We start from the raw sequence: 20,942 nt of genomic DNA, 5'->3' as shown, positions 1-20,942 counted from the left end.
CGGCCCGCGCAATCTAGTCGAGGCGGCGCTCGCGGGCGAACGCCGGCGGCGGCGGGCCGGGCGCCAGCTCAGCGCGGGCCGTCGATGCGGACGGCGACCGCGGCCTGGGCCTCGGCCGCCTTGGCCGCGAGCGCCTGGACCGCCGCGCCCGGGTCCGGCTTGCCGAAGACGGCCGAGCCGGCGACGAAGACGGTCGCCCCGGCCGCCGCGCAGACGCCGATCGTGTCGAGGTCGACGCCGCCGTCGACCTCGATCGCCACGTCGGCCGGCAGCAGCGCCGCCATCCGCTCGATCTTCGCCGGCGAGGTCGGGATGAACTTCTGCCCGCCCCAGCCGGGGTTGACGGTCATCGCCAGCGCCAGGTCGAGCAGCTCGGCGGTCTCCTCCAGCGGCTGCGGCGGGGTGCCGGGGCAGAGGGCCAGGCCGGCCAGCGCGCCCTGCTCGCGGGCCAGGCCGAGCGCGTAGTGCAGCTGCGGGGTCGCCTCGGCGTGGACAGTCAGGACGTCGGCGCCGGCCTTGGCGAAGTCGACCAGCTGCCGCTCGGGGCGCTCGATCATCAGGTGCACGTCGAGGATCGCGTCGACCCCCTTGAGCGCGTCGACGACGATCGGGCCCATCGTGATCGGCGGCACGAAATGGCCGTCCATCACGTCGATGTGGACGACGCTCGCGCCCGCCGCCACGACCTCCTCGACCTGGCTCCGCAGGCGCCCGAAGTCGCTGGCGAGGATCGAGGGGGCGATGCCCTTCAGACGGGCCAGGCGCGGGTCGGTGGAGGTCACCCGGTCAGCGTAGCGACGCTAGACCTGGACCAGCATCGAGCTGCCGCAGTGGTTGCAGGCCAGCGTCGCCGTCTTCGACATCCGCACGATCGTCGAGTGCTCGCCGCAGTTCGGGCAGACCGACCGCAGCTCGTAGCGGAGCAGGCAGTTGACGCAGCGGTAGCGCCCGGGGAGGTTGGTCGGGCGCAGCCACGGCTCGTGACAGCCGGGGCAGCTCAGGCCGAGGTCAACCTCCATGACCCGGACTATTGCAACTCCGGCGGCCCGACCCCCTCGCGCCTGCGGAACCCCCGGCGCCGGGGCCGGATCAGCCGCCGACGGCGGCGATGTAGAAGCCGTCGGTGCGGTCGCGGTGCGGCCAGAGGCGGGTGATCCGGCCCTCCGGCAGCCGCTCCTCGCCGGGATTCAGCGTGCAGACGCTGTAGACCAGGCGGCCGTCGGGCTTCAGCGCTCGCTCGGCGACCTCCAGCAGCCGTCCCTGGAGCCGGCCCAGCTCGGCCAGGTCGCGCTCCTGGATCCGCCAGCGCAGGTCGGGGTGCGAGGCCAGCGTGCCGAGGCCCGAGCAGGGCGCGTCGAGCAGCACCCGGTCGAAGGAGCCGGCCGCCAGCTCGACCTCGAGCGCGTCGCCCGAGATCACCTCGACGTTCTCCGCCCCGACCCGCTCGCAGGTCCGCCGCAGGGCACGGGCGCGGGCCCCGTGCTTCTCGATCGCGACGATCGAGCCGCGGCCCTCCATCAGCGCCGACAGGTGGGTGGTCTTGCCGCCGGGCGCGGCGCAGAGGTCGAGCACCCGCTCGCCCGGCTGCGGGTCGACGGCGCGGGCGGCGCGCATCGACCCCCGCGACATCGCCACGAAGTGGCCGGCCCGCCAGCCCTCGTCGGCCAGCACGTCGAGCCCGCCGCTGACCCGCCGGGCCTCGGGCAGGTCGTCGTCGCAGCGCTCGCCGGGGACGACGATCCCCTCGGGCGGCTCGCCGGCGGCGTCGAGCGGCCCGGTCCGCAGCGTGTTGATCCGCAGCACCAGCTCGGTCGGCCGGTTGCCGGCGGCCAGCAGCGCGCGGGTCGGGTTCGGCCCCAGCCAGGTCCACCAGCGCTTGACCAGCCATAGCGGGTGGCTGTGGCGGATCGCGGCCCCCTCGGGGGTGTCGTCGGCCGGCAGCCGCAGCTTGCCGCCGTCCTCGTCGATCACCTTCCGCAGGACCGCGTTGACGAGCTTGAAGCCGAGGTTCGGCTTCGCCAGCTCGACCGCCGAGGCGACCGCGGCCCGGTTCGGGGTGCCGTCGCTGAAGAGCAGCTCGTAGAGGCCGATGTGGAGCGCGGCGCGGACCTCGACGTCGAGCTCGCGGTCGACGTGGCGGCCGATCACGTGGTCGAGGGTCAGCCGCCGCTGGACGGCGCCGAAGGCCAGCCGCTTGGCCTGGGCCCGCTCGCGCGGGGGCAGCTCGCCGGCGGCGCCGTGGAGCGCGCGGTCGGCGTAGGCGCCGTCGCGGAGCACCCGCACGACCACCTGGTGGGCGGCCCGGCGGGCGACGCCGGCCCGGTCCTCGCCGCGCGGGCCGTGGCCGGACGGGCGGCCGTTGCCGCTCGGGCGGCCGTTGCCGGAGGGGCGGCCGCGCTCGCCGTCGCCGCCCCGGGCCGACGGGCCGTTGGCGCGGGCGCCGGCCCCGGGCTTGCCGGTGCGGGCGGGGCCGCGGTTGGGACGGCGCTCCCAGCGGTCGGGACGGCCCGATCCGCGCTTCGGCAGCTCGCGGTCGCTCATCGGTCGCCGCGGCCGCGGAGGTAGTCGGCGTAGGCCATCGGGCGGCCGCCGGGCGGCTGGACCTCGAGCAGCTCCAGCTCGCCGTCGTCGTCGATCCGGGTCCGCAGCACGCCGAGCTTGGTCCCGTCGGCGAGCGGCAGCCGGGCGCCGATGTGGGGCGCCAGCGCGCGCACCTGGTCGTGGCGGCGCTGGGCCGGCGCGTCCGGGTCGAGGTCGCGGTCGGCGGCGGCGATCTTCTCGGCGTAGGTCACGCCGTCCTCCGGCTGCGGGGTGGCGGGGAGGTCGGCGGGACCGGCCTCCAAAGCCTCGATCAGGAGCTTCGCGCTCAGCCGCACCAGCCGCGGGGCCAGGCTGCCGTAGTCGTCGTCGGGGGCGATCGGCTCGCGCTGCTGGAGGAAGACGGGGCCGGCGTCCAGCTCCTCGACGACGTCCATGATGCTGACGCCGGTCTCGGCGTCGCCGGCCATGATCGCCCGCTCGACCGGGGCCGCGCCGCGCCAGCGCGGCAGCAGCGACGGGTGGACGTTGAGCAGCGGGAAGGCCGAGAGCAGCGGCTCGCGGATGATCGCCCCGTAGGCGCAGACGAGCACCGCGTCGGGCCGCTCGGCGGCGATCCGGTCGAACGCCTCGTCGTCGATCCGCTCCGGCTGGATCAGCGGCAGGCCCAGCTCGCGGGCGGCGTCGGCGACCGGCGGCGGGGTCAGCTTGCGGCCGCGGCCGGCGGGCCGGTCGGGCCGGGTGACGACCAGCGTCGGCGCGTGACCGGCCTCGGCCAGCAGCCGCAGCAGGTCGGCGGCGAACCAGCTGGTGCCGAGCAGGACCGTCCGGGGAACGTCGCTCATGCCGCGTCGCCGACCGCGGCGCGCAGGGCCCGCAGCGCCTGCTTGCGCTGGTCGCGCGCCGTCCGGTCGAGGATCAGGACCCCGTCCAGGTGGTCCATCTCGTGCTGGATGATCCGGGCCTCGAAGCCCGACGCCTCGACCACGATCGGCTGGCCGTGGCCGTCCTGGGCGCGGACCCGCAGGTGGACCGTGCGCTCGACGTCGACGGCCACGCCGGGCAGCGACAGGCAGCCCTCCTGGCCGACCTCGGACTCGTCGCCGCGCCACTCGATCTGCGGGTTGACCAGCGAGCGGACCGGGCCCTCGCCGCCGTCGACCGCGTAGACCAGCACCCGGTGGAGCGTGCCGACCTGGTTGGCGGCCAGCCCGACGCCACGGGCGTCGCGCATCAGCTGGCCCATCACCTCGAGCTCCTCGCGCAGCGCCTCGTCGAAGACGGTCACCGCGCGCGCCTCGGCCTTCAGGACCGGGTCGCCCCACTGGCGGATCGCCTGCAGCGCCGCCCGCCGCCGGGCGTCGGCGGCGGCCTCGATCTGGGGGCTCTCCTGGTGGGTCTCGACGTCGGCCATCGACGGTCCAGGGTAGCGGGGGCGGACGGTCGGGGCCGTGGCGCGGCGGCGCTGGTCGACGGGGGCCCGACCCCTACCGCGGGTCGACCTCGACCGCCAGCACCAGGCCGCGGGCGGCGGGGGCGCCGACGATGCTGTTGACCGCGGCCCGCACCGCCGCCACCGCCGGTGCCCGCCGCGGGGCCTTCAGCAGCAGCTGGCGGCGGAAGCGGCCCTGGCGGCGGAAGATCGGGACCGGGCCCATCGTGCCCTCGGGCATCCGCTCGCGGAGGACGCTGGCGGCGGCCTGGACGCGCTGCTCGTCCTCGTGCTCGCACATCACCCGCACGATGGTCGAGAAGGGCGGGTAGTCGAGCTGCCGGCGCCGCTCCAGCTCCTCGACCAGGAAGCCGTGGGCGTCGTGGCGGGCGGCGTGGCGCAGCGCGCGGTCGTCGGGCGAGCGGGTCTGGACGAGGACGGTCGCCGGCGTCCCCGACGGTCCGCCGCCGCGGCCGGCCCGCCCGGCCAGCTGGGCGACGAGCTGGAAGGTCCGCTCCTGGCTGCGGAAGTCGGGGAAGCGGAGGGTCGCGTCGGCGTCGACCACCACCCCCAGCTCGACGTCCGGGAAGTCGTGGCCCTTGGCGATCATCTGGGTGCCGACGAGGATCCCGTGGTCGGCCTCCTGGAACCGCTGCAGGACCCCGGAGCGGTCGCGGACGTCGGCGTCGAGCCGGAAGACGTGGCCCGGCAGGTGGTCGGCCAGCTGCTCGGTCCCGAGCCCGTGCTGGCCGACCGAGACCGACCCGCAGGCGGGGCACTGGCGCGGCGGGTGCTCGACGTGGCCGCAGTGGTGGCAGCGGAGGACGTCGCCGCCGCGGTGCAGCACCAGCGAGACGTCGCAGTTCGGGCACTCCCAGGTGTGGCCGCAGTCGGCGCACTCCAGCCAGGTCGCCCAGCCGCGCCGGTTCAGCAGCACGATCGCCTTGCGGGCGTCGGTCAGGGCCTGGTGGACATGGCGGTCGAGGACGTTGCGGTTGCCGCGGACGTCGATCAGGCGGACGGCCGGCAACGCCCCGCCGTCGGCCCGCCGCGGCAGCGCGATCCGGCGCAGGGCGGCCCACGACTCGGGTCGCGGGGTGGCGGAGCCGACCACCAGCACCGCCCCGCTCTCGCGGGCCCGCCAGGCGGCCACCCGGCGGGCGTCGTAGCGGGGATCGCCGTCCTGCTTGTAGGCCGGGTCGTGCTCCTCGTCGACGATCACCAGGCCGAGGTCGGGCACCGGCGCGAAGACGGCCGACATCGGTCCGACGCAGATCCGCGCCTCGCCGCGGCGCAGCCGCCACCACTCGTCGCGCCGCTCGCCCTTCGAGAGGCCGGAGTGGAGGACGGCGACGGTCTCGCCCAGCCGCGAGCGGAAGCGGGCGACGGTCTGCGGCGTGAGGGCGATCTCCGGCACCAGCACCAGCGCGGTGCGGCCGGTGGCCAGGGCACGGGCGGCGGCCTGCAGGTAGACCTCGGTCTTGCCGGATCCGGTGACGCCGTGGAGCAGGAAGCGGTCCTCGCCGGCGCTCGGGTCGCGGAGCGCGTCCTCCAGCCGCTGGACGGCCAGCAGCTGGTCGGGGTTGAGGGACGGGGCGCCGGCGGCGGCGCCGAGCGCGACGTGGTCGGGGCGGCGGCCGTCGGCGCGCCGCTCGATCGTCACCAGCCCGCGGCCCTCCAGCCGTCGCAGGGCGGGCAGGTCGTCGCCGGTCCAGCCCGGCAGCCGGTCGAGCAGCGCCCGCTGGTTGGCGGTCAGGCGGATCCCGGCGTAGCGCTCGTCGCGGTTGCCGTCGGGGTCGGCGCTGGCGGCCTCTCCCGCGCGCTCGGCCCACAGCCGGGTCCGCTCGCCGACGCCCTCGGGCGGCAGCAGCAGCTCCAGGCAGCGGGCCGGGGTCGAGACGACGTCGTCGGCCATCCAGCGGGCCAGCCGCACCAGGTCGGGCGGCAGCGAGACGTCGAGGATCGCCGTCGGTTCCTTCAGCCGGTGCTCCGACCGCTCGGCCAGCTCGACCACGACCCCCCGCAGCCGCTGGCGACCGAAGGGCACCTCGACGACGCTGCCGACGTCGCAGCCGTCGGTCCGGCGGTAGTCGAACGGACCCCGCACCGCGCGGGCCGTGACGAGCGGCTCCACGCGGACGACGGCTGGCACCGCCCGATCGTCGCAGGACCGGCGGCGCGGCGCGGCTGGGCGGGCGAGACGGCCCCGTGGGCCGCCGCCCCAGCGGGTATCGTCGCGCCATGGATCTGCACGCCGACGAGCGCGTCCTCTACGCCGAGAGCCCCTCCTGGCGCAGCCAGTTCACGCTCCACCTGGGCGCGGTCGTGGCCGGGATCCTCGTCGGCGCGATCGTCTTCCTGGCCGTCGACCCGGACTGGATCGGGATCCTGGTCGGGATCGGCGTCGTGATCGCCGTGGTGGTCTTCCTGTGGCTCGAGCGGTCGCGCACGAAGTACGTGATCACCACCCACCGGATCCACGTCCGCGAGGGCCTGATCAGCAAGGAGCTGCAGGAGACGCGGCTCGACCGGATCCAGAACGTGACGGTCAACCAGACGGTCGCCCAGCGGCTGCTGATGATCGGCACCGTCGACTACGACACCGCCGGCGACGACGGCTCGCGCTTCCGGATGGAGGGCGTGCCGCGGCCCCAGGGCCTGGTGCGGCTGGTCGACAACGCCCAGCGGGCCGCGCTCGAGGACGAGCGCCGCAAGGCCGCGGTCGCCGAGGCGGAGGCCGACGCCAGCGTCCGCAGCCGCTACGAGCAGCGGGGCGACGGCTACGAGCGCCGCTACGACGACGAGCGACCGGCCGACGACCGCTGAGGCGCGGCCGGTCGCGCCTCAGCCGTAGAGCCGGCGGGCGTAGTCGGGGCCGTAGTAGCGCTCCAGCTCCTCCAGCGGCTCGTCGGGCCGCTCCAGCGCCTGGGCGATCCGGGCCCGCGACGGCACCGCGTCGGCGGCGGGCCACTGCTCCGGCTGCCAGACGCCGGCGCGCAGGAAGGCCTTGGCGCAGTGGTGGAGGACCTCCTCGATCTCGACCACCAGCGCCAGCCGCGGCCGGTGGCCCTTCACCACCAGCTGGTCGAACCACGGCGCGTCGCGCAGCAGCCGCGCGCGGCCGTTGATCCGCAGCGTGTCGCCGCGGCCGGGGAGCAGGAACAGCAGCCCCACGTGCGGGTTCTCGAGGATGTTGCGGAAGCCGTCGGCGCGGCGGTTGCCGGGCCGCTCGGCGAGCGCGATCGTGGCGTCGTCGAGCACGTGGACCAAATCGCCGGGCGGGTCGCCCTTCGGTGAGACGTCGCAACGGCCGTCGGCGTCCGCCGTCGCCACCAGGCAGAAGGGCGACGCCGCCAGCCACTGCCGGTCGAGCTCGTGGAGCCGCCGGCGGACCTTGTCGCGGACCCGCGGCAGCGGCTCGCCGACGATCGCGGTCAGCTCCTCGACCGTCCGGATCCGTTGGTCGTCGGGGTCGCGCTCGGGCTCGTTCATCGTCCGTCCGGTCTATCAGAGCGACAGGCCGTCGCCGGCGGGACGGGTCAGGCCGCGAGCAGCCGGACGTCGCAGTCGAGGCCGTCGATCGTGGCCCAGCGCGCATCTCCGGTGAGTCCCGAAACGACGAAGGGGCGCCCCGTAGGACGCCCCTCGAAGTTCGCGGCTCGCGCCGGACGAGCTAGAGGCCGGCGGCCTCGCGCAGGGCGTCGACCTTGTCGAGCTTCTCCCAGGTGAAGTCCGCGTCCTCGCGACCGAAGTGGCCGTACGCCGCCGTCTTCTGGAAGATCGGCCGGAACAGATTCAGATGCCGCCGATACGCCAACGGCCGCAGATCGAACACCGACCGCACCGCCTGCTCGATCTTGGCGTGCTCCAGCTTCTCCGTCCCGAACGTCTCGACCAAGATCGAGATCGGCTGCGCCACCCCGATCGCGTACGAGACCTGGATCTCCGCCCGATCCGCCAGACCGGCCGCGACGACGTTCTTGGCCACCCACCTGGTCGCATAGGCCGCGGAGCGATCGACCTTCGAGGAATCCTTGCCCGAGAACGCACCACCACCATGACGCGCCGCACCACCGTAGGTATCGACGATGATCTTGCGACCCGTCAACCCCGTATCACCGACGGGGCCGCCGATCACGAACCGGCCCGTCGGGTTGACGAGGAACTCGCCCAGCAGCGCGTTCTCGTCGTACAGCTCCGCGGGGAGGGTCGGCTTGACGACCTTCTCCCACAGATCCGCCTTGATCTGGCCCTGGTCCAGCACGTCCTCGGAGTGCTGGGTCGAGATCAACAGCTTGTCGATCGAGACCGGCCGACCGTCGCGGTAGCGCACCGACACCTGGGTCTTGGAGTCCGGACGCAGGTAGTCCAGCTCGCCGGCCTTGCGCACGGCGGCGAGCCGCTCGGCCAGGCGGTGGGCGTTCTGGATCGCGACCGGCATGTACTCCGGCGTCTCGTTGGTCGCGTAGCCGAAGATGATCCCCTGATCGCCGGCGCCCTCGAGATCGAACTCGTCCGCGCTGCCGCCCTTGTGCTCACTGGCGTCATCGACACCCTGCGCGATGTCCGCCGACTGCGGATCGATCGCGTTCAGCACCGCACACGAATCGAACGAGAACCCCAGATCACCATGGGTGTAGCCGATCTTCTTGATCGTGTCCCGCGCGACCTGCTGCACATCGATATAGGCATCGGTCCGGATCTCGCCCGAGACCACGACCAGCCCGGTGTTGACCAGCACCTCGCAGGCCACACGGGCCTTCTCGGGGTTGGAATCGTTGGCGAGCACCGCGTCCAGGACCCCATCCGAGATCTGGTCAGCGACCTTGTCGGGATGGCCCTCGGAGACGGACTCCGAAGTGAACAGGTACTCGTTGTCGGCGTACTGGGTCATGGAATCCAGAGGTCGATCTCGGCGGTCGTCTCGCCGCCCGTGGCCCGCGAGACCATACCGACCGCGCGGACCCGTGCGAGGTCGGCCCTCGCCGCCCGGTACTCGGGCAGGCCCGCCAGGCCGGTGCGTTCCGCGGTCCGCAGCAGCTGCGAGAAGTCGAGAAACCCTATCGACATCCCGGGTTTCCGGGCGCCGGCGATCGTCCGCCGCCAGCCCTCGCCGGCGTCGATCCGGGGACCATCCGTCAGCAGCGCCGCGGCCGCCGCCCGGCTGGTGAACGCGATCACGCGGTTGCCGTCGACCAGGTAGCCGAGCCGGGTGCCGCCCGCCAGCCGCCCGCTCCAGGCCAGCCGCCCGCCGATCGATCCCCGCACCACCCGACCGCCGGCGGCCCCGCGGCGCGCGACCAGCCGCAGCGCCGCCCCGGCCCGCGCGCCGTCGGTCACCGGCAGCGCCAGCGCCATCGCTGTCCCGCTGCGCCCGCCCGACGGCAGCAGCACCAGCTCCGAGGGCCCGCGGATCGCGTCGACCAGGTCGTGTCGCCAGCGCCCGCCGGTGGCGGCGTCGACCTGGCCGGCGACCGTGCTCCAGCGCCGCAGCTCTCCCAGCGCCCGCTGGTCGCCGGTCACCGCCAGCAGCCGCTGGACCGCCCCCAGCGGATCGCCGGTCAGGACCGTCCCGATCGCGCCCGCCGGCGCCGTCGCCCGGCCCGGCGCGGCGGCCGCGGTCCCGCTCCCTGCCGCCGCCCCGCGCGAGCGCACGACGACCCGCGCGCCGTCGGCCCGCGGCCCCAGCGACAGCGCCACGCCCTGCAGCGACGGCCGGTCGAGCAGCACCGCCAGCGCCCCTAGCAGCCCCGCCCGCGGGGCCAGCACCCGCCGGACCCCGGCGACCGACAGCCAGACGTCGGCGACCCGGTCGCGCGGCAGCCCGCCGACCAGCCGCCGGTGCAGCGGCAGCGCTGCCAGCGAGCGGTCGGGCGCGCCCGCCCGGTGGCGCTCGTGCAGCCGCCGGACGCGGTCCATCACCGCCGGCGTGGTCACCACCAGGTAGCGGCCCAGGTAGCGGGCCTCGCTCGGACCGCAGCGGACCGGCGCCGCGCGGCGGTGCGCGCGACCGGTGTCGACCAGGATCAGCGACGCCGCCTGCTGGCTCCCGGTCGGCACGATCGCCAGCGTCGCCTCGCGGCCGGCGACGCGCTCGACCGGCCGGTCGCAGCCGGGCGCCGAGAGCCCCCGCAGCAGCCGGTCGCGGAGCGCGGTCCAGCCGGGGAACGCCCGCAGCCGCCGCTCGATCGTGGCCACCGCCGGCCGCTCGCGGTCGGTCGAGACGTGGATCGCGACCAGCGCGTCGGCCGGCACCAGCGAGAGCGAGGGAGTCGCGGCCGGCGGCGGGTCGTCGCCGCAGCCGCGGAGCGCCAGCACGACCGCCGCCGCCAGCGCGGCGAGCAGGACGAGCAGCGGCCCCCGGCGGCGCGCGAACCCCCGGGCCGCCATCGCGCTAGTCGTCCGCGCCCCAGCCGTCGCCGTCGCCGTCCCAGCCGTCGTCGTCGACCCGATCGTCGGCGGCGCGGGACGGCGAGCCGACCTCGCCGCGGCGCGTGTTGCGCTCGTTGAAGTCGATGATCACCGGGATCCCGTCGAGCCCGAAGCGGGCCCGCAGCCGGTTCTCGATGTAGTAGGCGTAGTCGCGGACGACTCGGTTGCGGTCGTTGATCGAGATCGCGAACCGCGGCGGCTGCTCGCCGACCTGGCTGATGTAGAGCATCTTCAGCCGGTGGCCGCGGACGGCCGGCGGCTGCTTGCGCTCGACCGTCTCGGCCAGGAAGCGGTTCAGCTGGCTGGTCGGGATCCGGCCCTTGCGCTTGTCGCCGAGGGCCAGCGCCTCGCTGATCACCCGCTGGACGTTGCGGCCGGTCTTGGCGCTCGCCGTCAGCACCCGCGGCCGCAGCCGCAGCTTCTGCTGGACCTTGGCCCGCTCGTGCGCCAGCTCGTCGTCGGTCAGGTTGTGCTCGTCCCACTTGTTGAGCACCAGCAGGGTCGCGCAGCCGGCCTTCATCGCCAGCTCGGCGACCCGGAAGTCCTGGCTGGTGACGCCGTCGGCCGCGTCGCAGACGACGATCGCCACGTCGGCCCGCTCGACCGCCTGCTGCGAGCGGAGGACCGTGTAGTACTCGACCGACTCGGTGACCTTCGCCTGCCGCCGCATCCCGGCGGTGTCGACGATCACCACCCGCCGGCCGTCGATCTCGATCGGCAGGTCGATCGCGTCGCGGGTGGTCCCCGCCACGTCGGAGACGATCACTCGCTCGTCGCCGACCAGCCGGTTGAAGAGCGTCGACTTGCCGGCGTTCGGTCGGCCGATGATCGTCAGCCGCAGGGTGTCGGCGTCCTCGGGATCGCTGTCGCCCGCGGGCAGCTGGGCCACGACCTCGTCGAGCAGGTCGCCGGTGCCGAGGCCCTGGGCGGCGGAGACGGCGATCGGATCGCCGAGCCCGAGCGCGTAGAACTCGGCCGCCAGCGGGATGTCCTTGCCGACGTCGATCTTGTTGGCGGCGACGATCACCGGGCCGCGCCAGCGCCGCAGCAGGTCGGCCAGCTCCTCGTCGCCGGGCCGCACGCCGGCCTTGGCGTCGACCACGAAGACCACCAGGTCGGCGGTCGTCAGCGCCGCCTTCACCTGGTTGAGGATCTCCGACGCCATCGGATCGGGGTCGAGCGCGTCGACGCCGCCGGTGTCGACCAGCTCGAAGCGGCGGCCGTTCCACTCGGCGGCGATGTGCTTGCGGTCGCGGGTGACGCCGGGCCGCTCGTGGACGACCGCCTCGCGGCGACCGGTCAGGCGGTTGATCAGGCTCGACTTGCCGACGTTCGGATAGCCGACGATCGCGACCTGCCTCATGCCGCCCCCTCCCCGCCGCGGACCTCGGTCGCCAGCGCCGCGATCCGGTCGACCACCGCCTCGAAGGCGAGCCCGGTGGTGTCGACCTCGACCGCGTCGTCGGCCTGCCGCAGCGGCGACGCCTCGCGGGTGCGGTCGCGGAGGTCGCGCTCGCGGAGGTCGGCCAGCTCCTGCTCCAGCGGGCGCCCGGTCTGGGCGGCGCGGCGGGCAGCGCGCTCCTCGTCGCTGGCGGTCAGGAAGACCTTCAGCTCGGCGTCGGGCCGCACCACGGTGCCGATGTCGCGGCCCTCGGCGACCCAGTCGCCGCGCGCCGTCAGCTTCCGCTGGCGGTCGACCAGCGCCTCGCGGACCGCCGGGTCGGCGGCCACCTGCGACGAGCGGCTGCTGACCTCCGGCGCCCGGATCGCGTCGGTCACGTCGCTGTGGTTCAGCAGCACCCGGTCGCCCTCGAAGTCGATGTGGAGGACGGCGACCTCGCGGACGTGGTCGGCCGACTCGTCCTCGATCGCCGCCAGCGCCACGCAACGGTACATCGCCCCGGTGTCGAGGTAGGTGAACCCGAGGCGCTGGGCGACGGCCCGCGCGACGGTGGACTTGCCGGCCCCGACCGGGCCGTCGATCGCGACGAGCATCGGGGCGAGGATAGACGGCCCCCGCTCGCGTGGCGGCTGACCCCCGGCGTGCGGGGGCCGGCCGCCACGCGAGTGGGAGGGGTGGCGGTCCTCCCTTCGGCGGGGCGGGCTTCACCCGCGCGGCCGATGCCGGGGCGGCGGCCGGCCACCACCCTGGAAGGCGATGCTGGTGACGCTGATCGCGGTCTGCGAGGTGCTCTTCTGGGTCCTGCTGGCCTGGGGCCTGACGCTCCGCTACGTGCTGCGGCGGCCGCGGGCCGGCGCCGTCCTGCTGCTGCTGCTGCCGGTCTGCGACCTGCTGCTGCTGGGCGCGACGGTGGCCGACCTGCGCGACGGGGCGACGGCCCAGTTCCCGCACGGCCTGGCGGCGGCCTACCTCGGCTTCTCGCTCGCCTTCGGCCCGGGGCTGGTGCGGTGGGCCGACGTCCGCTTCGCCCACCACTTCGCCGACGGGCCAGCACCGACGCCGGTGCCGCGCTCGGGCCCCGAGCGGGTCCGCCACGAGTGGCACGTCTTCGCCCGCGCGGCGCTGGCCTGGGCGATCAGCTGCGGCCTGCTGCTGCTGGCGATCGCGCTGGTGGCCGACGGCGACCGGACGGCGGCGCTGCTCGGCTGGATCCAGCGGCTGAGCCTGGTGCTGGCGATCTGGGCGATCTGGCCGATCAGCTACACGATCCGTCCCGGCCCCGACCCCTCCCGCGCGCCCGAGGCGACCCGCTAGGTCGGGCTCGAACCCGAGCGGTCCGCCGCCACCCGGCCGCCGCGCCGGGCCGGTGGCGCCGATACTGCGACGGTGCGAGCCCTGCGACCCCTCCGGCGGCGGCGGTTCCGCCTGCTCTGGATGGGGCTGGCGGTCTCGCTGCTGGGCGACGGCCTGTGGCTGGTCGCGGTCGCCTGGCAGGTGATCGAGCTCGGCGGCGGGCCGTTGCAGCTGTCGCTGGTGGCGACGCTCTACAGCGTCGGGCTGGTCGGCTGCGTGCTGCTCGGCGGCGTCGTCGCCGACCGGGTCTCGCGGCGGCGGATCATGGTCCTGGCCGACCTGGTGCGGGTGGTGGCGACGGTCACGCTCGGCGCGCTCGCGGTCGCCGGCCTGCTGGAGGTCTGGCAGATGGCGCTCGGGGCGCTGACGATCGGCGCCGCCGAGGCGTTCTTCGTGCCCGCCTTCACCGCCCTGGTGCCGCAGCTGGTGCCGGAGGACGAGCTGCTGGCGGCCAACGGGCTCGAGGGCGTGATCCGGCCGCTGGCGCTGCAGGCGGCGGGGCCGGCGCTCGGCGGCGTGCTGGTCGGGATCGCCGATCCCGGCACCGCGATGCTGGCCAACGGCGGCACCTACGCGATCTCGGTCGCCTGCCTGCTCGCGATCGGGACCGTCGCGCTGCCGCCGCACGAGGCCGGCACCGGCGGCGGCGCGTCGCTGCTGGCCGACATGCGGGCCGGCTGGCGCTACATGACCAGCCAGCGGTGGCTGTGGAGCACGCTGCTCTTCGCCTGCGTGGCGGTGCTGTTCGTGATCGGGCCGATCGAGGTGCTGCTGCCGTTCGCCGTCCGCGAGCAGACCGGCGGCGGGTCGGAGCAGTTCGGGCTGGTGCTGGCGGTCTACGGGATCGGCTCGGCGCTCGGCGCGGTGCTGATCTCGTCGCGGCCCTTCCCCCGCCGCTACCTGACCGCGATGCTGCTGCTGTGGGGCCTGGGCACGCTGCCGATGGCCCTGATGGGCTGGCTGCACGTGCTCTGGGCGATGGCGCTGGTGGCGTTCGTGGTCGGCCTCTGCGACGCCGGCGGCGGCGTGATCTGGGGCACGCTGCTGCAGCGGCGGGTGCCGGCCCGGCTGCAGGGACGGGTCGCCAGCCTCGACTGGTTCGTCTCGCTGGCGCTGATGCCGATCTCGATGGCGCTGGCCGGGCCGGCCGGCGAGCTGGTCGGGCTCGGGCCGGTCTTCGTGGCGACCGGCGTCGGCTGCGCGGCGACGGCGCTGGTCGTGCTCTTCGGCCTGCGGCTGCGGGAGGACGAGCGCGCCCATCCGCTGGTCGACGAGCGGACGCTGGCGGCGGCGGACTGAGGCCGTCCGCCGGCGGCCGTCGCCGCTCAGCCGCCGCGCCGCTGGAGCCGCGCGACGTCCTCGCCGAAGGCCGGGTAGGAGACCTCGGCGGCCTCCATCCCGATCACCTCGACGCCCTCGCGCGAGGCCAGGCCGGCGACCGCGCCGAGCATCGCCAGCCGGTGGTCGCCGTGGGCCTCGATCGTGCCACCGCGGATCCCGCCGCTGCCCTGGACGACGAAGCCGTCGTCGGTCGCCTCGATCTCCGCCCCGAGGCCCCGGAGGCCGTCGACGACGGTCGCGATCCGGTCGGACTCCTTGTGCTTCAGCTCCTCGGCGCCGCGGACCACCGTCTCGCCCTCGGCGAAGCAGCCGAGCAGCGCCACCAGCGGCAGCTCGTCGATCAGCAGCGGGACCTCCGCCGCCTCGATCGTGGTCGCCTTCAGCGGGCCGTGGGCGACGTCGAGGTCGGCGGTCGGCTCGTCGCCGGGGACCTCGCCGTCGCGGCGCTGCTCGCGCTCGCCGACGACGATCGCGCCCATCCGGTCGAGCACGTCGAGGAAGCCGGCCCGGGTCCAGTTGACGCCGACGCCCTCCAGCAGCAGCCGCGAGCCCTTGACGAGCACGCCGGCGGCGATCGGGAAGGCGGCCGAGGAGATGTCGGCCGGGACGTGGATGTCCTCGACGGTCAGCTCGTCGACGTGGCCGACGGTGATCGCGTCGCCGGTCCGCCAGAGCGGCACCCCGAGCCGCGAGAGCAGCCGCTCGGTGTGGTCGCGGCTGGCGACCGGCTCGACGACCGTCGTCTCGCCGTCGGCGATCATGCCGGCCAGCAGCACGCAGCTCTTGACCTGGGCCGACGCCACCGGCAGCTCGTAGCGGATCCCGTGCAGCCGCTGGCCGTGGACGGTGAAGGGCGGCAGCCGGTCGTCGATGGCGGCGATCTCCGCCCCCATCTGCCGCAGCGGCACGGCGATCCGGTCGACCGGGCGCTTGCGGATCGAGCTGTCTCCGTCGAAGGTGAACGAGCGCCCCTCCTGCCCGGCGAGCCAGCCGGGCAGCAGCCGCATCAGGGTGCCGGCGTTGCCGACGTCGATCGTCTCGCCGTGGGCGTCGGCCGCCCGCAGGCCGGTGCCGCGGACGGTCACCCGGTCGCCGTCGCGCTGGACCAGCGCGCCGATCGTCTGCACGGCCCCCAGCGTCGAGAGCGTGTCCTCCGCCGGCAGGTAGCCGGTGATGGTGACCGGCTCGGTCGCCATCGCGCCGACGATCGCCGCACGGTGGCTGATCGACTTGTCGGCGGGCGGGGTCAGACGGCCCTTGAGCGGGCCTGAGGGTTCGAAGCGGACGTTCACGGCAGCGGAAGTTTGACGGAGCGTCCGGCGACGTGCTTACGCCCCCGGACGCTCCTGGACGAACGTCCGTTCCCCCGCCCCGGCGGTCGCTGGACGTCCGTCGTCACGTCGCGTTCACCCCGGCTTCACGCCGCCACGGGAGCCGGCACCCGCCCGGCCAGCGCGGCCGCCGCCTCGACCTGCCGCAGGTAGTCGGCGAACTCGCTGGCGCGGATCTGCTGGGGACCGTCGCAGATCGCCTTCTCCGGCTCGGGGTGGGTCTCGACGATGATCCCGTCGGCGCCGGCCGCGGCGGCGGCCATCGACAGCGGCAGCACCAGGTCGCGGCGCCCGGCGGCGTGCGAGGGGTCGACGACCACCGGCAGGTGGGTCTGCTCCTTGAGGACCGGGATCGCGGCGATGTCGAGCGTGAAGCGGGTGGCCGTCTCGTAGGTCCGGATCCCGCGCTCGCAGAGCAGCACGTTCGGGTTGCCCTCCTTGAGGATGTACTCGGCGGCCATCAGCAGCTCCTCGAGCGTCGCCGAGAGCCCGCGCTTGACCAGCGCCGCCACGCCGCTGCGGCCGATCTCCGTCAGCAGCGGGTAGTTCTGCATGTTGCGGGCGCCGACCTGGATGATGTCGGCGACCTCGGCCACCGCCTCGACGTCGCGGACGTCCATCAGCTCGGTGACGATCGGCAGGCCGGTCTCGGCCTTCGCCTCGGCCAGGATCTTCAGCCCGTCGCGGCCGAGCCCCTGGAAGCTGTACGGCGACGTGCGCGGCTTGTAGGCGCCGCCGCGGAAGAACTGGACCCCGGCGTCCTGCATGATCCGGGCGCTCTCGAGCGTCTGGTCGCGCGACTCGACGGTGCAGGGACCGGCGATCGTCGCGAAGACGCCGCCGCCGATCCGGCGACCGGCGATCTCCAGCGTCGACTCGGCGCCGTGGGCGATCTGGCGTGACGCCAGCTTGTACGGCTTCGAGATCGGGACCAGCTTCTCGACGCCGGGCTCGGCGACCAGCTCCTCGAGCTGCTCGATGTGGGCCTGGTCGATCCCGATCGCGCCGATCAGCGTCACCTCCTCGCCGACGCTGACGTGCGGGCGGGCGCCCGCCTCCTCGACGCGGGAGATCACGGCCGCGACCTCCTCGTCGCTGGCTCCGGGCTTCATCACGATCATCATCTGGTGGCTCCTCGCGGACGCCCCCGACCGGTGCGCGGGGCGCGTCCGTCGTGTGGTTCGAACGTACGGACAGGGCCGTCCCGTCGGCGTGGGATTGGACACCTACCGACGCACGATCGTTCGCCTCCCGGGAACGAGGCTCCACGCCCCCGGAGACGGCACGCGTCGGCGCGGCGTCAGGGCGTGGCGACCGTGCGCCTAGCGAAATCGCCAGGTGCGCCAGGCGTACTCGTCGGCATAGGCGTACGAGTCGACCTGCGGGAGGGCGACGACGACCGGAGCCAGCGCGGCGGGTGCGGCAAGAGCGCTGTCGAGGGTCGTCGCCATCGGGTAGGAGCAGCGTAGCGCACCCCCTTCGCGGCGCAAGGGGGGTGGGACCGCTCCGGCACAGGGGTGGGACGGCGCTTGGTGCAGGGGCACGAAGCGGACCGTCCGCGCTTGGACCGCCACGGCCCCGCCGGCGCCCGGCGGCCAGCTAGGTTGGTTCGGTCGCTTGACCATGTCCCGATCGAGCCGCCTCCCCGCATGACCGACCGCTCCGACGCCTTCCGCCCGCCCTTCGACGATCCCGCCGCCCAGCTGCGCGCGCCCTACCTGGAGGCGGTCGCCGCGTTCGCCCGCCGCGGGCCGCGCCGCTACTTCGTGCCCGGGCACACTGGCGGTCCCGGCGCCGACCCCGGGCTGGTCGGCGAGATCGGCCGCAGCGCCTTCGCGCTCGACATCCCCCAGGACATGCCGGGCGTCGACGCGACGCCGATCGCCTGGCCCGGCCTGCCGGCCCCGCCGACGCCGATCGAGCAGGCCGAGCTGCTGGCCGCCGACGCCTACGGCGCCGGTCGCAGCTGGTTCCTGACCAACGGCGCCACCCAGGGCAACCACGCGACGATGCTGGCCCTGGCCCCGACCGGGACCGAGATCATCGTCCAGCGCAACAGCCACGGCTCGGTCGTCGACGGGCTGGTGCTGAGCGGCGGCACCCCGCGCTTCGTCGCCCCCGGCTACGACGGCGACCTGGGGATGGCGACCGTCGTCTCGCCCGAGCAGCTGCGCGAGGCGGTCCGCCGCCACCCGCAGGCGGCGGCGGTGACGCTCGTCTCCCCCACCTACTTCGGGATGGTGGCCGACATCGCCGGCTGCGCCCGGGTCGCCCACGAGGCGGGGATGCTGCTGCTGGTCGACTGCGCCTGGGGCCCGCACTTCGGCTTCCACGAGGACCTGCCGGCGAGCGCCCTGCGGCAGGGGGCCGACGTCGTCCTGACCTCGACCCACAAGCACGGCGGCAGCCTGACCCAGAGCGCGATCCTGCACGTCGCCAGCGGCAGCTTCCCCGGCGCCGCCGGGCCCGAGCGGCTGGCCCGGGTGCAGCACGACGTCGGCCGGGCGCTGCGGATGATGCGCTCGACCAGCCCCAGCTCGCTGCTGATGGCGTCGCTCGACGGCGCCCGCCGCCAGCTGGCCGCCCACGGCGCCGGCCTGCTCGACGTCACGATCGCCCGCGTCCGCGCGCTCTCGCACGAGATCGGCGCGATCGACGGCTGCCGGGTGGTCGGCCCGTCGCACCCGGCCGCGCCCTTCCCCGGCGTCGTCGCCCACGACCCGCTGCGGGTGGTGATCGACGTCCGCGGGACCGGCCACACCGGGCTCGACCTCCAGCGGCGGCTGCGCGACGAGCTCGACACCGTCGTCGAGCTGGCGACCGACGCGACCGTGGTGCTGGTGATCGGCGTCCAGGCGCCGGAGTCGCTGGTGCGCGAGTTCCCGAGCGCCCTCAAGCGCGCGCTGCGGACCAACCGCCCGAGCGGCCGCCCGCGCCGCACGACCCCGGCACCGGCCGTCCCCGGCGAGACCGTGCTGACCCCCCGCGACGCCTACCAGTCGGCGCGCGAGGCGGTGGCGCCCGAGCAGGCGATCGGCCGGGTCGCCGCCGAGGCGATCAGCGGCTACCCGCCGGGGATCCCGGCCGTCCTGCCCGGCGAGCTGGTGACCGACGAGGCGGTCCGCCACCTGGTGACCCTGCGCGACGCCGGGGTCCGGCTGCACGGCGCCGCCGACCCGGCGCTGGGGACGATGCTGGTGGTGCGGACGGACGACGCGGCGGCCCCCGCCGCCGCGGCGGCACCGGTCGCGGTGGCGGCCGAGGCCGCCACCGACGACGGGGCGTGAGCGACCGCTAGCCGTGCTCGCGGTCGCGGTCGTGCTGGTGGGCGCGGCCGTTCGGCTCGTGGTGGCTCGCCGCCAGCCGCACCGTCGCCCGGCCGGCCTTCGAGTCGCGGTAGACGCTGCGGCCGCCGAGGAAGGTCTGCAGGACCTTGGTCTCGCTGACCTTCGTCACCGGCACCCGCAGCAGGTCGCGGTCGAGCACGATCACGTCGGCCGCCTTGCCGACCTCGAGCGAGCCGGTCCGGCGCTGGAGGCCGAGCTGGGTCGCCGACCCGATCGTGTGGGCCCGGATCGCGGTCCGCAGCGGGATCGACTGGCGGCTGCGGTACAGCGAGCCGCGCTTCGGGTTGATCGTGCGGGTGTTCGCCGTCTCCAGCTCCAGCCACGGGTTGAGCGCGTCGACCGGCCAGTCGCTGCCCTGGGCGAAGGGCGCGCCCGCCCGCACCAGGCTCCGCGCCGGGTAGAGCCGGCGGTGCCGCTCGGAGCCGATGAACGGCCCCAGGGCCTCCTCGGTCCAGACGTCGCGGTTGGCCCACTGCAGCTGCATGCTGGCGAAGACGCCGAGCTTGCGGAAGCGGCCGTAGTCGGCCGGATCGACCAGCTGGAGGTGCGCGATCGTGGCGTTCAGCTTGCGCGGGCTGGAGTGGTTGGCCCGACGGGCGTCGGCGACGGCGTCGAGGCCGGTGCGGACCGCGCGGTCGCCGATCGCGTGCATGTGGACCCGCCAGCCGTGGCGGTCGAAGGTCGTCACCAGGCCGGCGAGCGCCGGACGCGAGAAGTAGAGGTCGCCGCGGTCCTCGCCCGCGACCCAGCGGCCGTCGCGCTGGACGTTGTAGGGCTGGAGCAGCGCGGCCGTCTGGGCCGGGTACTCGATCACGCCGTCGAGGAAGAACTTGACCCCCTGGACGGTCAGGCCGGGCGCGGCGTAGCGGCGGGCCAGGCCGGAGGCGTAGCTCCAGGCGGCGGCCGGCGACTGGTCGCTGCCGATCCGGACGAAGGCCGAGAGCCGCAGCGACAGCTGGCCGCGGCGGGCCAGGGCCTGGAACGGGGCCAGGGTCGAGGCGCCGGCCGAGGCGTCGGCGGCGGTCGTCACGCCGACCGCGTTCAGCGCCTGCTGGCCGCGGCGGGCGTCGGCGACCGACTGGTCGAGGCTCTTGGCCGGGATCTTCGACGAGACCAAGCTGCCGGCGCCGTCCTTCAGCAGCCCGCGGGCCGAGCCGTCGGGGTCGCGGACGATCTCGCCGTCGGGCGGGTTCGGGGTCTGGTCGCTGATCCCGGCGATCTCCAGCGCGCGGCTGTTGACCCAGTCGTTGTGGCCGTCGGAGGCGCTGACGATGATCGGCCGCGTGGTCGAGATCGCGTCGAGGTCGCGGCGCGAGACGACCGTCCCCGCCGGCTTCACGCCCGCCGGGTTCCAGTTCGAGACCTGCAGCCAGTCGTCGCCGTCCTTCGCCGGGCTGGCCGCGTCGCAGGCGCGGATCGCGGCCTGCAGCTCGGCGATCGTGGCCTCGCCGTTGCCGAGGTCGCAGTCGTCGAGGATGTCGCCGCCGGCCAGCGGGTGGGCGTGGCCGTCAATCAGGCCCGGCATCGCCGTCCGGCCGCGCAGGTCGACGACCTTCGTGCGGCGTCCGACGTAGCGCCGGACGCCGCGGTCGCTGCCGACGTAGGCGATCCGCCCGTCGCGCAGCGCAACCGCCTGGGCGACCCGGTCGCGGGCGTCGACGGTCAGCACGCTGCCGTTGCGCAGCACGGTGTCCGCCGGCGCGACGGCACCGGCGGCGGTTGGCACGGCGGCTGCGGCCGTGACCGCGAGGACGCCACAGGAACAC

Annotated in this window: 19 protein-coding genes; 4 read left to right on the top strand and 15 right to left on the bottom strand. The window is 75.1% G+C overall.

The annotated features are described in order from the left end of the window. Positions 1-68 precede the first annotated feature (68 nt). From rpe to priA, 6 genes are all read right to left on the bottom strand, one after another. On the bottom strand, positions 69-782 hold the full coding sequence (rpe, locus tag SH587_RS07290; RefSeq protein ID WP_320669925.1) for a ribulose-phosphate 3-epimerase: 714 nt from the start codon (positions 780-782) through the stop codon (positions 69-71). Positions 783-800: 18 nt separating this feature from the next. Further along, positions 801-1,019 carry a YfgJ family double zinc ribbon protein gene (locus tag SH587_RS07285; protein WP_007572672.1) on the bottom strand — a complete coding sequence of 73 codons (219 nt, stop codon included), beginning with the start codon at positions 1,017-1,019 and terminating at the stop codon, positions 801-803. A gap of 70 nt (positions 1,020-1,089) precedes the next feature. Next, the gene (locus tag SH587_RS07280; protein WP_320669924.1) at positions 1,090-2,541 is read right to left on the bottom strand and encodes a transcription antitermination factor NusB; all 1,452 of its coding nucleotides are present in this window, start codon (positions 2,539-2,541) and stop codon (positions 1,090-1,092) included. After that, a complete protein-coding gene (locus tag SH587_RS07275) occupies positions 2,538-3,383 on the bottom strand; it encodes a methionyl-tRNA formyltransferase (protein WP_320669923.1) in 846 nt (281 codons plus the stop codon). The genes SH587_RS07280 and SH587_RS07275 overlap by 4 nt, the downstream gene beginning before the upstream one ends. After that, positions 3,380-3,952, bottom strand: a complete 573-nt coding sequence (def, locus tag SH587_RS07270; protein ID WP_320669922.1) for a peptide deformylase — start codon at positions 3,950-3,952, stop codon at positions 3,380-3,382. The genes SH587_RS07275 and def overlap by 4 nt, the downstream gene beginning before the upstream one ends. A gap of 73 nt (positions 3,953-4,025) precedes the next feature. Then, a complete protein-coding gene (gene priA / locus SH587_RS07265; protein WP_320669921.1) occupies positions 4,026-6,122 on the bottom strand; it encodes a replication restart helicase PriA in 2,097 nt (698 codons plus the stop codon). A gap of 89 nt (positions 6,123-6,211) precedes the next feature. On the opposite strand from priA, the gene SH587_RS07260 reads away from it, so the two are divergent. Continuing rightward, positions 6,212-6,796 (top strand): PH domain-containing protein, encoded by a 585-nt coding sequence (locus tag SH587_RS07260; protein ID WP_320669920.1) that lies wholly within the window; start codon positions 6,212-6,214, stop codon positions 6,794-6,796. Between the two features lie 18 nt (positions 6,797-6,814). On the opposite strand, the gene SH587_RS07255 is transcribed toward SH587_RS07260, so the two are convergent. The 5 genes from SH587_RS07255 to cmk form a co-directional block, all read right to left on the bottom strand. Then, positions 6,815-7,462 carry a pyridoxamine 5'-phosphate oxidase family protein gene (locus tag SH587_RS07255; protein WP_320669919.1) on the bottom strand — a complete coding sequence of 216 codons (648 nt, stop codon included), beginning with the start codon at positions 7,460-7,462 and terminating at the stop codon, positions 6,815-6,817. Positions 7,463-7,643: 181 nt separating this feature from the next. After that, the gene (metK, locus tag SH587_RS07250) at positions 7,644-8,864 is read right to left on the bottom strand and encodes a methionine adenosyltransferase (protein ID WP_320669918.1); all 1,221 of its coding nucleotides are present in this window, start codon (positions 8,862-8,864) and stop codon (positions 7,644-7,646) included. Beyond that, the gene (locus tag SH587_RS07245; RefSeq protein ID WP_320669917.1) at positions 8,861-10,360 is read right to left on the bottom strand and encodes a hypothetical protein; all 1,500 of its coding nucleotides are present in this window, start codon (positions 10,358-10,360) and stop codon (positions 8,861-8,863) included. Before SH587_RS07245 ends, metK begins: the two co-directional genes overlap by 4 nt. Positions 10,361-10,364: 4 nt before the next feature. Further along, the gene (der, locus tag SH587_RS07240) at positions 10,365-11,765 is read right to left on the bottom strand and encodes a ribosome biogenesis GTPase Der (protein WP_320669916.1); all 1,401 of its coding nucleotides are present in this window, start codon (positions 11,763-11,765) and stop codon (positions 10,365-10,367) included. Further along, entirely contained in the window at positions 11,762-12,397 is a 636-nt protein-coding gene (gene cmk, locus SH587_RS07235; protein ID WP_320669915.1) for a (d)CMP kinase, read from the bottom strand. The genes der and cmk overlap by 4 nt, the downstream gene beginning before the upstream one ends. A 163-nt stretch (positions 12,398-12,560) precedes the next feature. Between cmk and SH587_RS07230 the strand changes: the two genes are divergently transcribed. Continuing rightward, the gene (locus SH587_RS07230) at positions 12,561-13,118 is read left to right on the top strand and encodes a hypothetical protein (protein WP_320669914.1); all 558 of its coding nucleotides are present in this window, start codon (positions 12,561-12,563) and stop codon (positions 13,116-13,118) included. 72 nt (positions 13,119-13,190) lie between these two features. Then, entirely contained in the window at positions 13,191-14,456 is a 1,266-nt protein-coding gene (locus SH587_RS07225; protein WP_320669913.1) for an MFS transporter, read from the top strand. A 26-nt stretch (positions 14,457-14,482) separates the two neighbouring features. Here the strand turns inward: SH587_RS07225 and aroA are convergent, their stop codons facing one another. From aroA to SH587_RS07210, 3 genes are all read right to left on the bottom strand, one after another. Further along, positions 14,483-15,790 carry a 3-phosphoshikimate 1-carboxyvinyltransferase gene (gene aroA / locus SH587_RS07220; RefSeq protein WP_320669912.1) on the bottom strand — a complete coding sequence of 436 codons (1,308 nt, stop codon included), beginning with the start codon at positions 15,788-15,790 and terminating at the stop codon, positions 14,483-14,485. A gap of 125 nt (positions 15,791-15,915) precedes the next feature. Further along, positions 15,916-16,953, bottom strand: a complete 1,038-nt coding sequence (aroF, locus tag SH587_RS07215; protein ID WP_375341738.1) for a 3-deoxy-7-phosphoheptulonate synthase — start codon at positions 16,951-16,953, stop codon at positions 15,916-15,918. Between the two features lie 198 nt (positions 16,954-17,151). Beyond that, positions 17,152-17,280: a hypothetical protein gene (locus SH587_RS07210; RefSeq protein ID WP_320669910.1), complete on the bottom strand. Its 129-nt coding sequence runs from the start codon at positions 17,278-17,280 to the stop codon at positions 17,152-17,154. A 198-nt stretch (positions 17,281-17,478) separates the two neighbouring features. Here SH587_RS07210 and SH587_RS07205 point away from each other — a divergent pair, with 198 nt between their 5' ends. Further along, a complete protein-coding gene (locus SH587_RS07205) occupies positions 17,479-19,116 on the top strand; it encodes an aminotransferase class I/II-fold pyridoxal phosphate-dependent enzyme (protein ID WP_320669909.1) in 1,638 nt (545 codons plus the stop codon). A gap of 7 nt (positions 19,117-19,123) precedes the next feature. On the opposite strand, the gene SH587_RS07200 is transcribed toward SH587_RS07205, so the two are convergent. Beyond that, positions 19,124-20,902, bottom strand: a complete 1,779-nt coding sequence (locus SH587_RS07200) for an amidohydrolase (RefSeq protein WP_320669908.1) — start codon at positions 20,900-20,902, stop codon at positions 19,124-19,126. Positions 20,903-20,942 lie beyond the last annotated feature (40 nt).

Source organism: Patulibacter defluvii, from assembly GCF_034096925.1.
Taxonomy (GTDB): Bacteria; Actinomycetota; Thermoleophilia; order Solirubrobacterales; family Solirubrobacteraceae; genus Patulibacter; species Patulibacter defluvii.
Note: the sequence above shows the minus strand (reverse complement) of the source record. Positions and strands in the feature narration are given on the sequence as shown.

Bases quoted from the DNA above. Each gene is read 5' to 3' on its own strand.
- SH587_RS07285 (WP_007572672.1), bottom strand. From the start codon at position 1,019: ATGGAGGTTGACCTCGGCCTGAGCTGCCCCGGCTGTCACGAGCCGTGG.
- SH587_RS07280 (WP_320669924.1), bottom strand. From the start codon at position 2,541: ATGAGCGACCGCGAGCTGCCGAAGCGCGGATCGGGCCGTCCCGACCGC.
- SH587_RS07275 (WP_320669923.1), bottom strand. From the start codon at position 3,383: ATGAGCGACGTTCCCCGGACGGTCCTGCTCGGCACCAGCTGGTTCGCC.
- def (WP_320669922.1), bottom strand. From the start codon at position 3,952: ATGGCCGACGTCGAGACCCACCAGGAGAGCCCCCAGATCGAGGCCGCC.
- SH587_RS07260 (WP_320669920.1), top strand. From the start codon at position 6,212: ATGGATCTGCACGCCGACGAGCGCGTCCTCTACGCCGAGAGCCCCTCC.
- SH587_RS07255 (WP_320669919.1), bottom strand. From the start codon at position 7,462: ATGAACGAGCCCGAGCGCGACCCCGACGACCAACGGATCCGGACGGTC.
- metK (WP_320669918.1), bottom strand. From the start codon at position 8,864: ATGACCCAGTACGCCGACAACGAGTACCTGTTCACTTCGGAGTCCGTC.
- SH587_RS07245 (WP_320669917.1), bottom strand. From the start codon at position 10,360: ATGGCGGCCCGGGGGTTCGCGCGCCGCCGGGGGCCGCTGCTCGTCCTG.
- der (WP_320669916.1), bottom strand. From the start codon at position 11,765: ATGAGGCAGGTCGCGATCGTCGGCTATCCGAACGTCGGCAAGTCGAGC.
- cmk (WP_320669915.1), bottom strand. From the start codon at position 12,397: ATGCTCGTCGCGATCGACGGCCCGGTCGGGGCCGGCAAGTCCACCGTC.
- SH587_RS07230 (WP_320669914.1), top strand. From the start codon at position 12,561: ATGCTGGTGACGCTGATCGCGGTCTGCGAGGTGCTCTTCTGGGTCCTG.
- aroF (WP_375341738.1), bottom strand. From the start codon at position 16,953: ATGATGATCGTGATGAAGCCCGGAGCCAGCGACGAGGAGGTCGCGGCC.
- SH587_RS07210 (WP_320669910.1), bottom strand. From the start codon at position 17,280: ATGGCGACGACCCTCGACAGCGCTCTTGCCGCACCCGCCGCGCTGGCT.
- SH587_RS07205 (WP_320669909.1), top strand. From the start codon at position 17,479: ATGACCGACCGCTCCGACGCCTTCCGCCCGCCCTTCGACGATCCCGCC.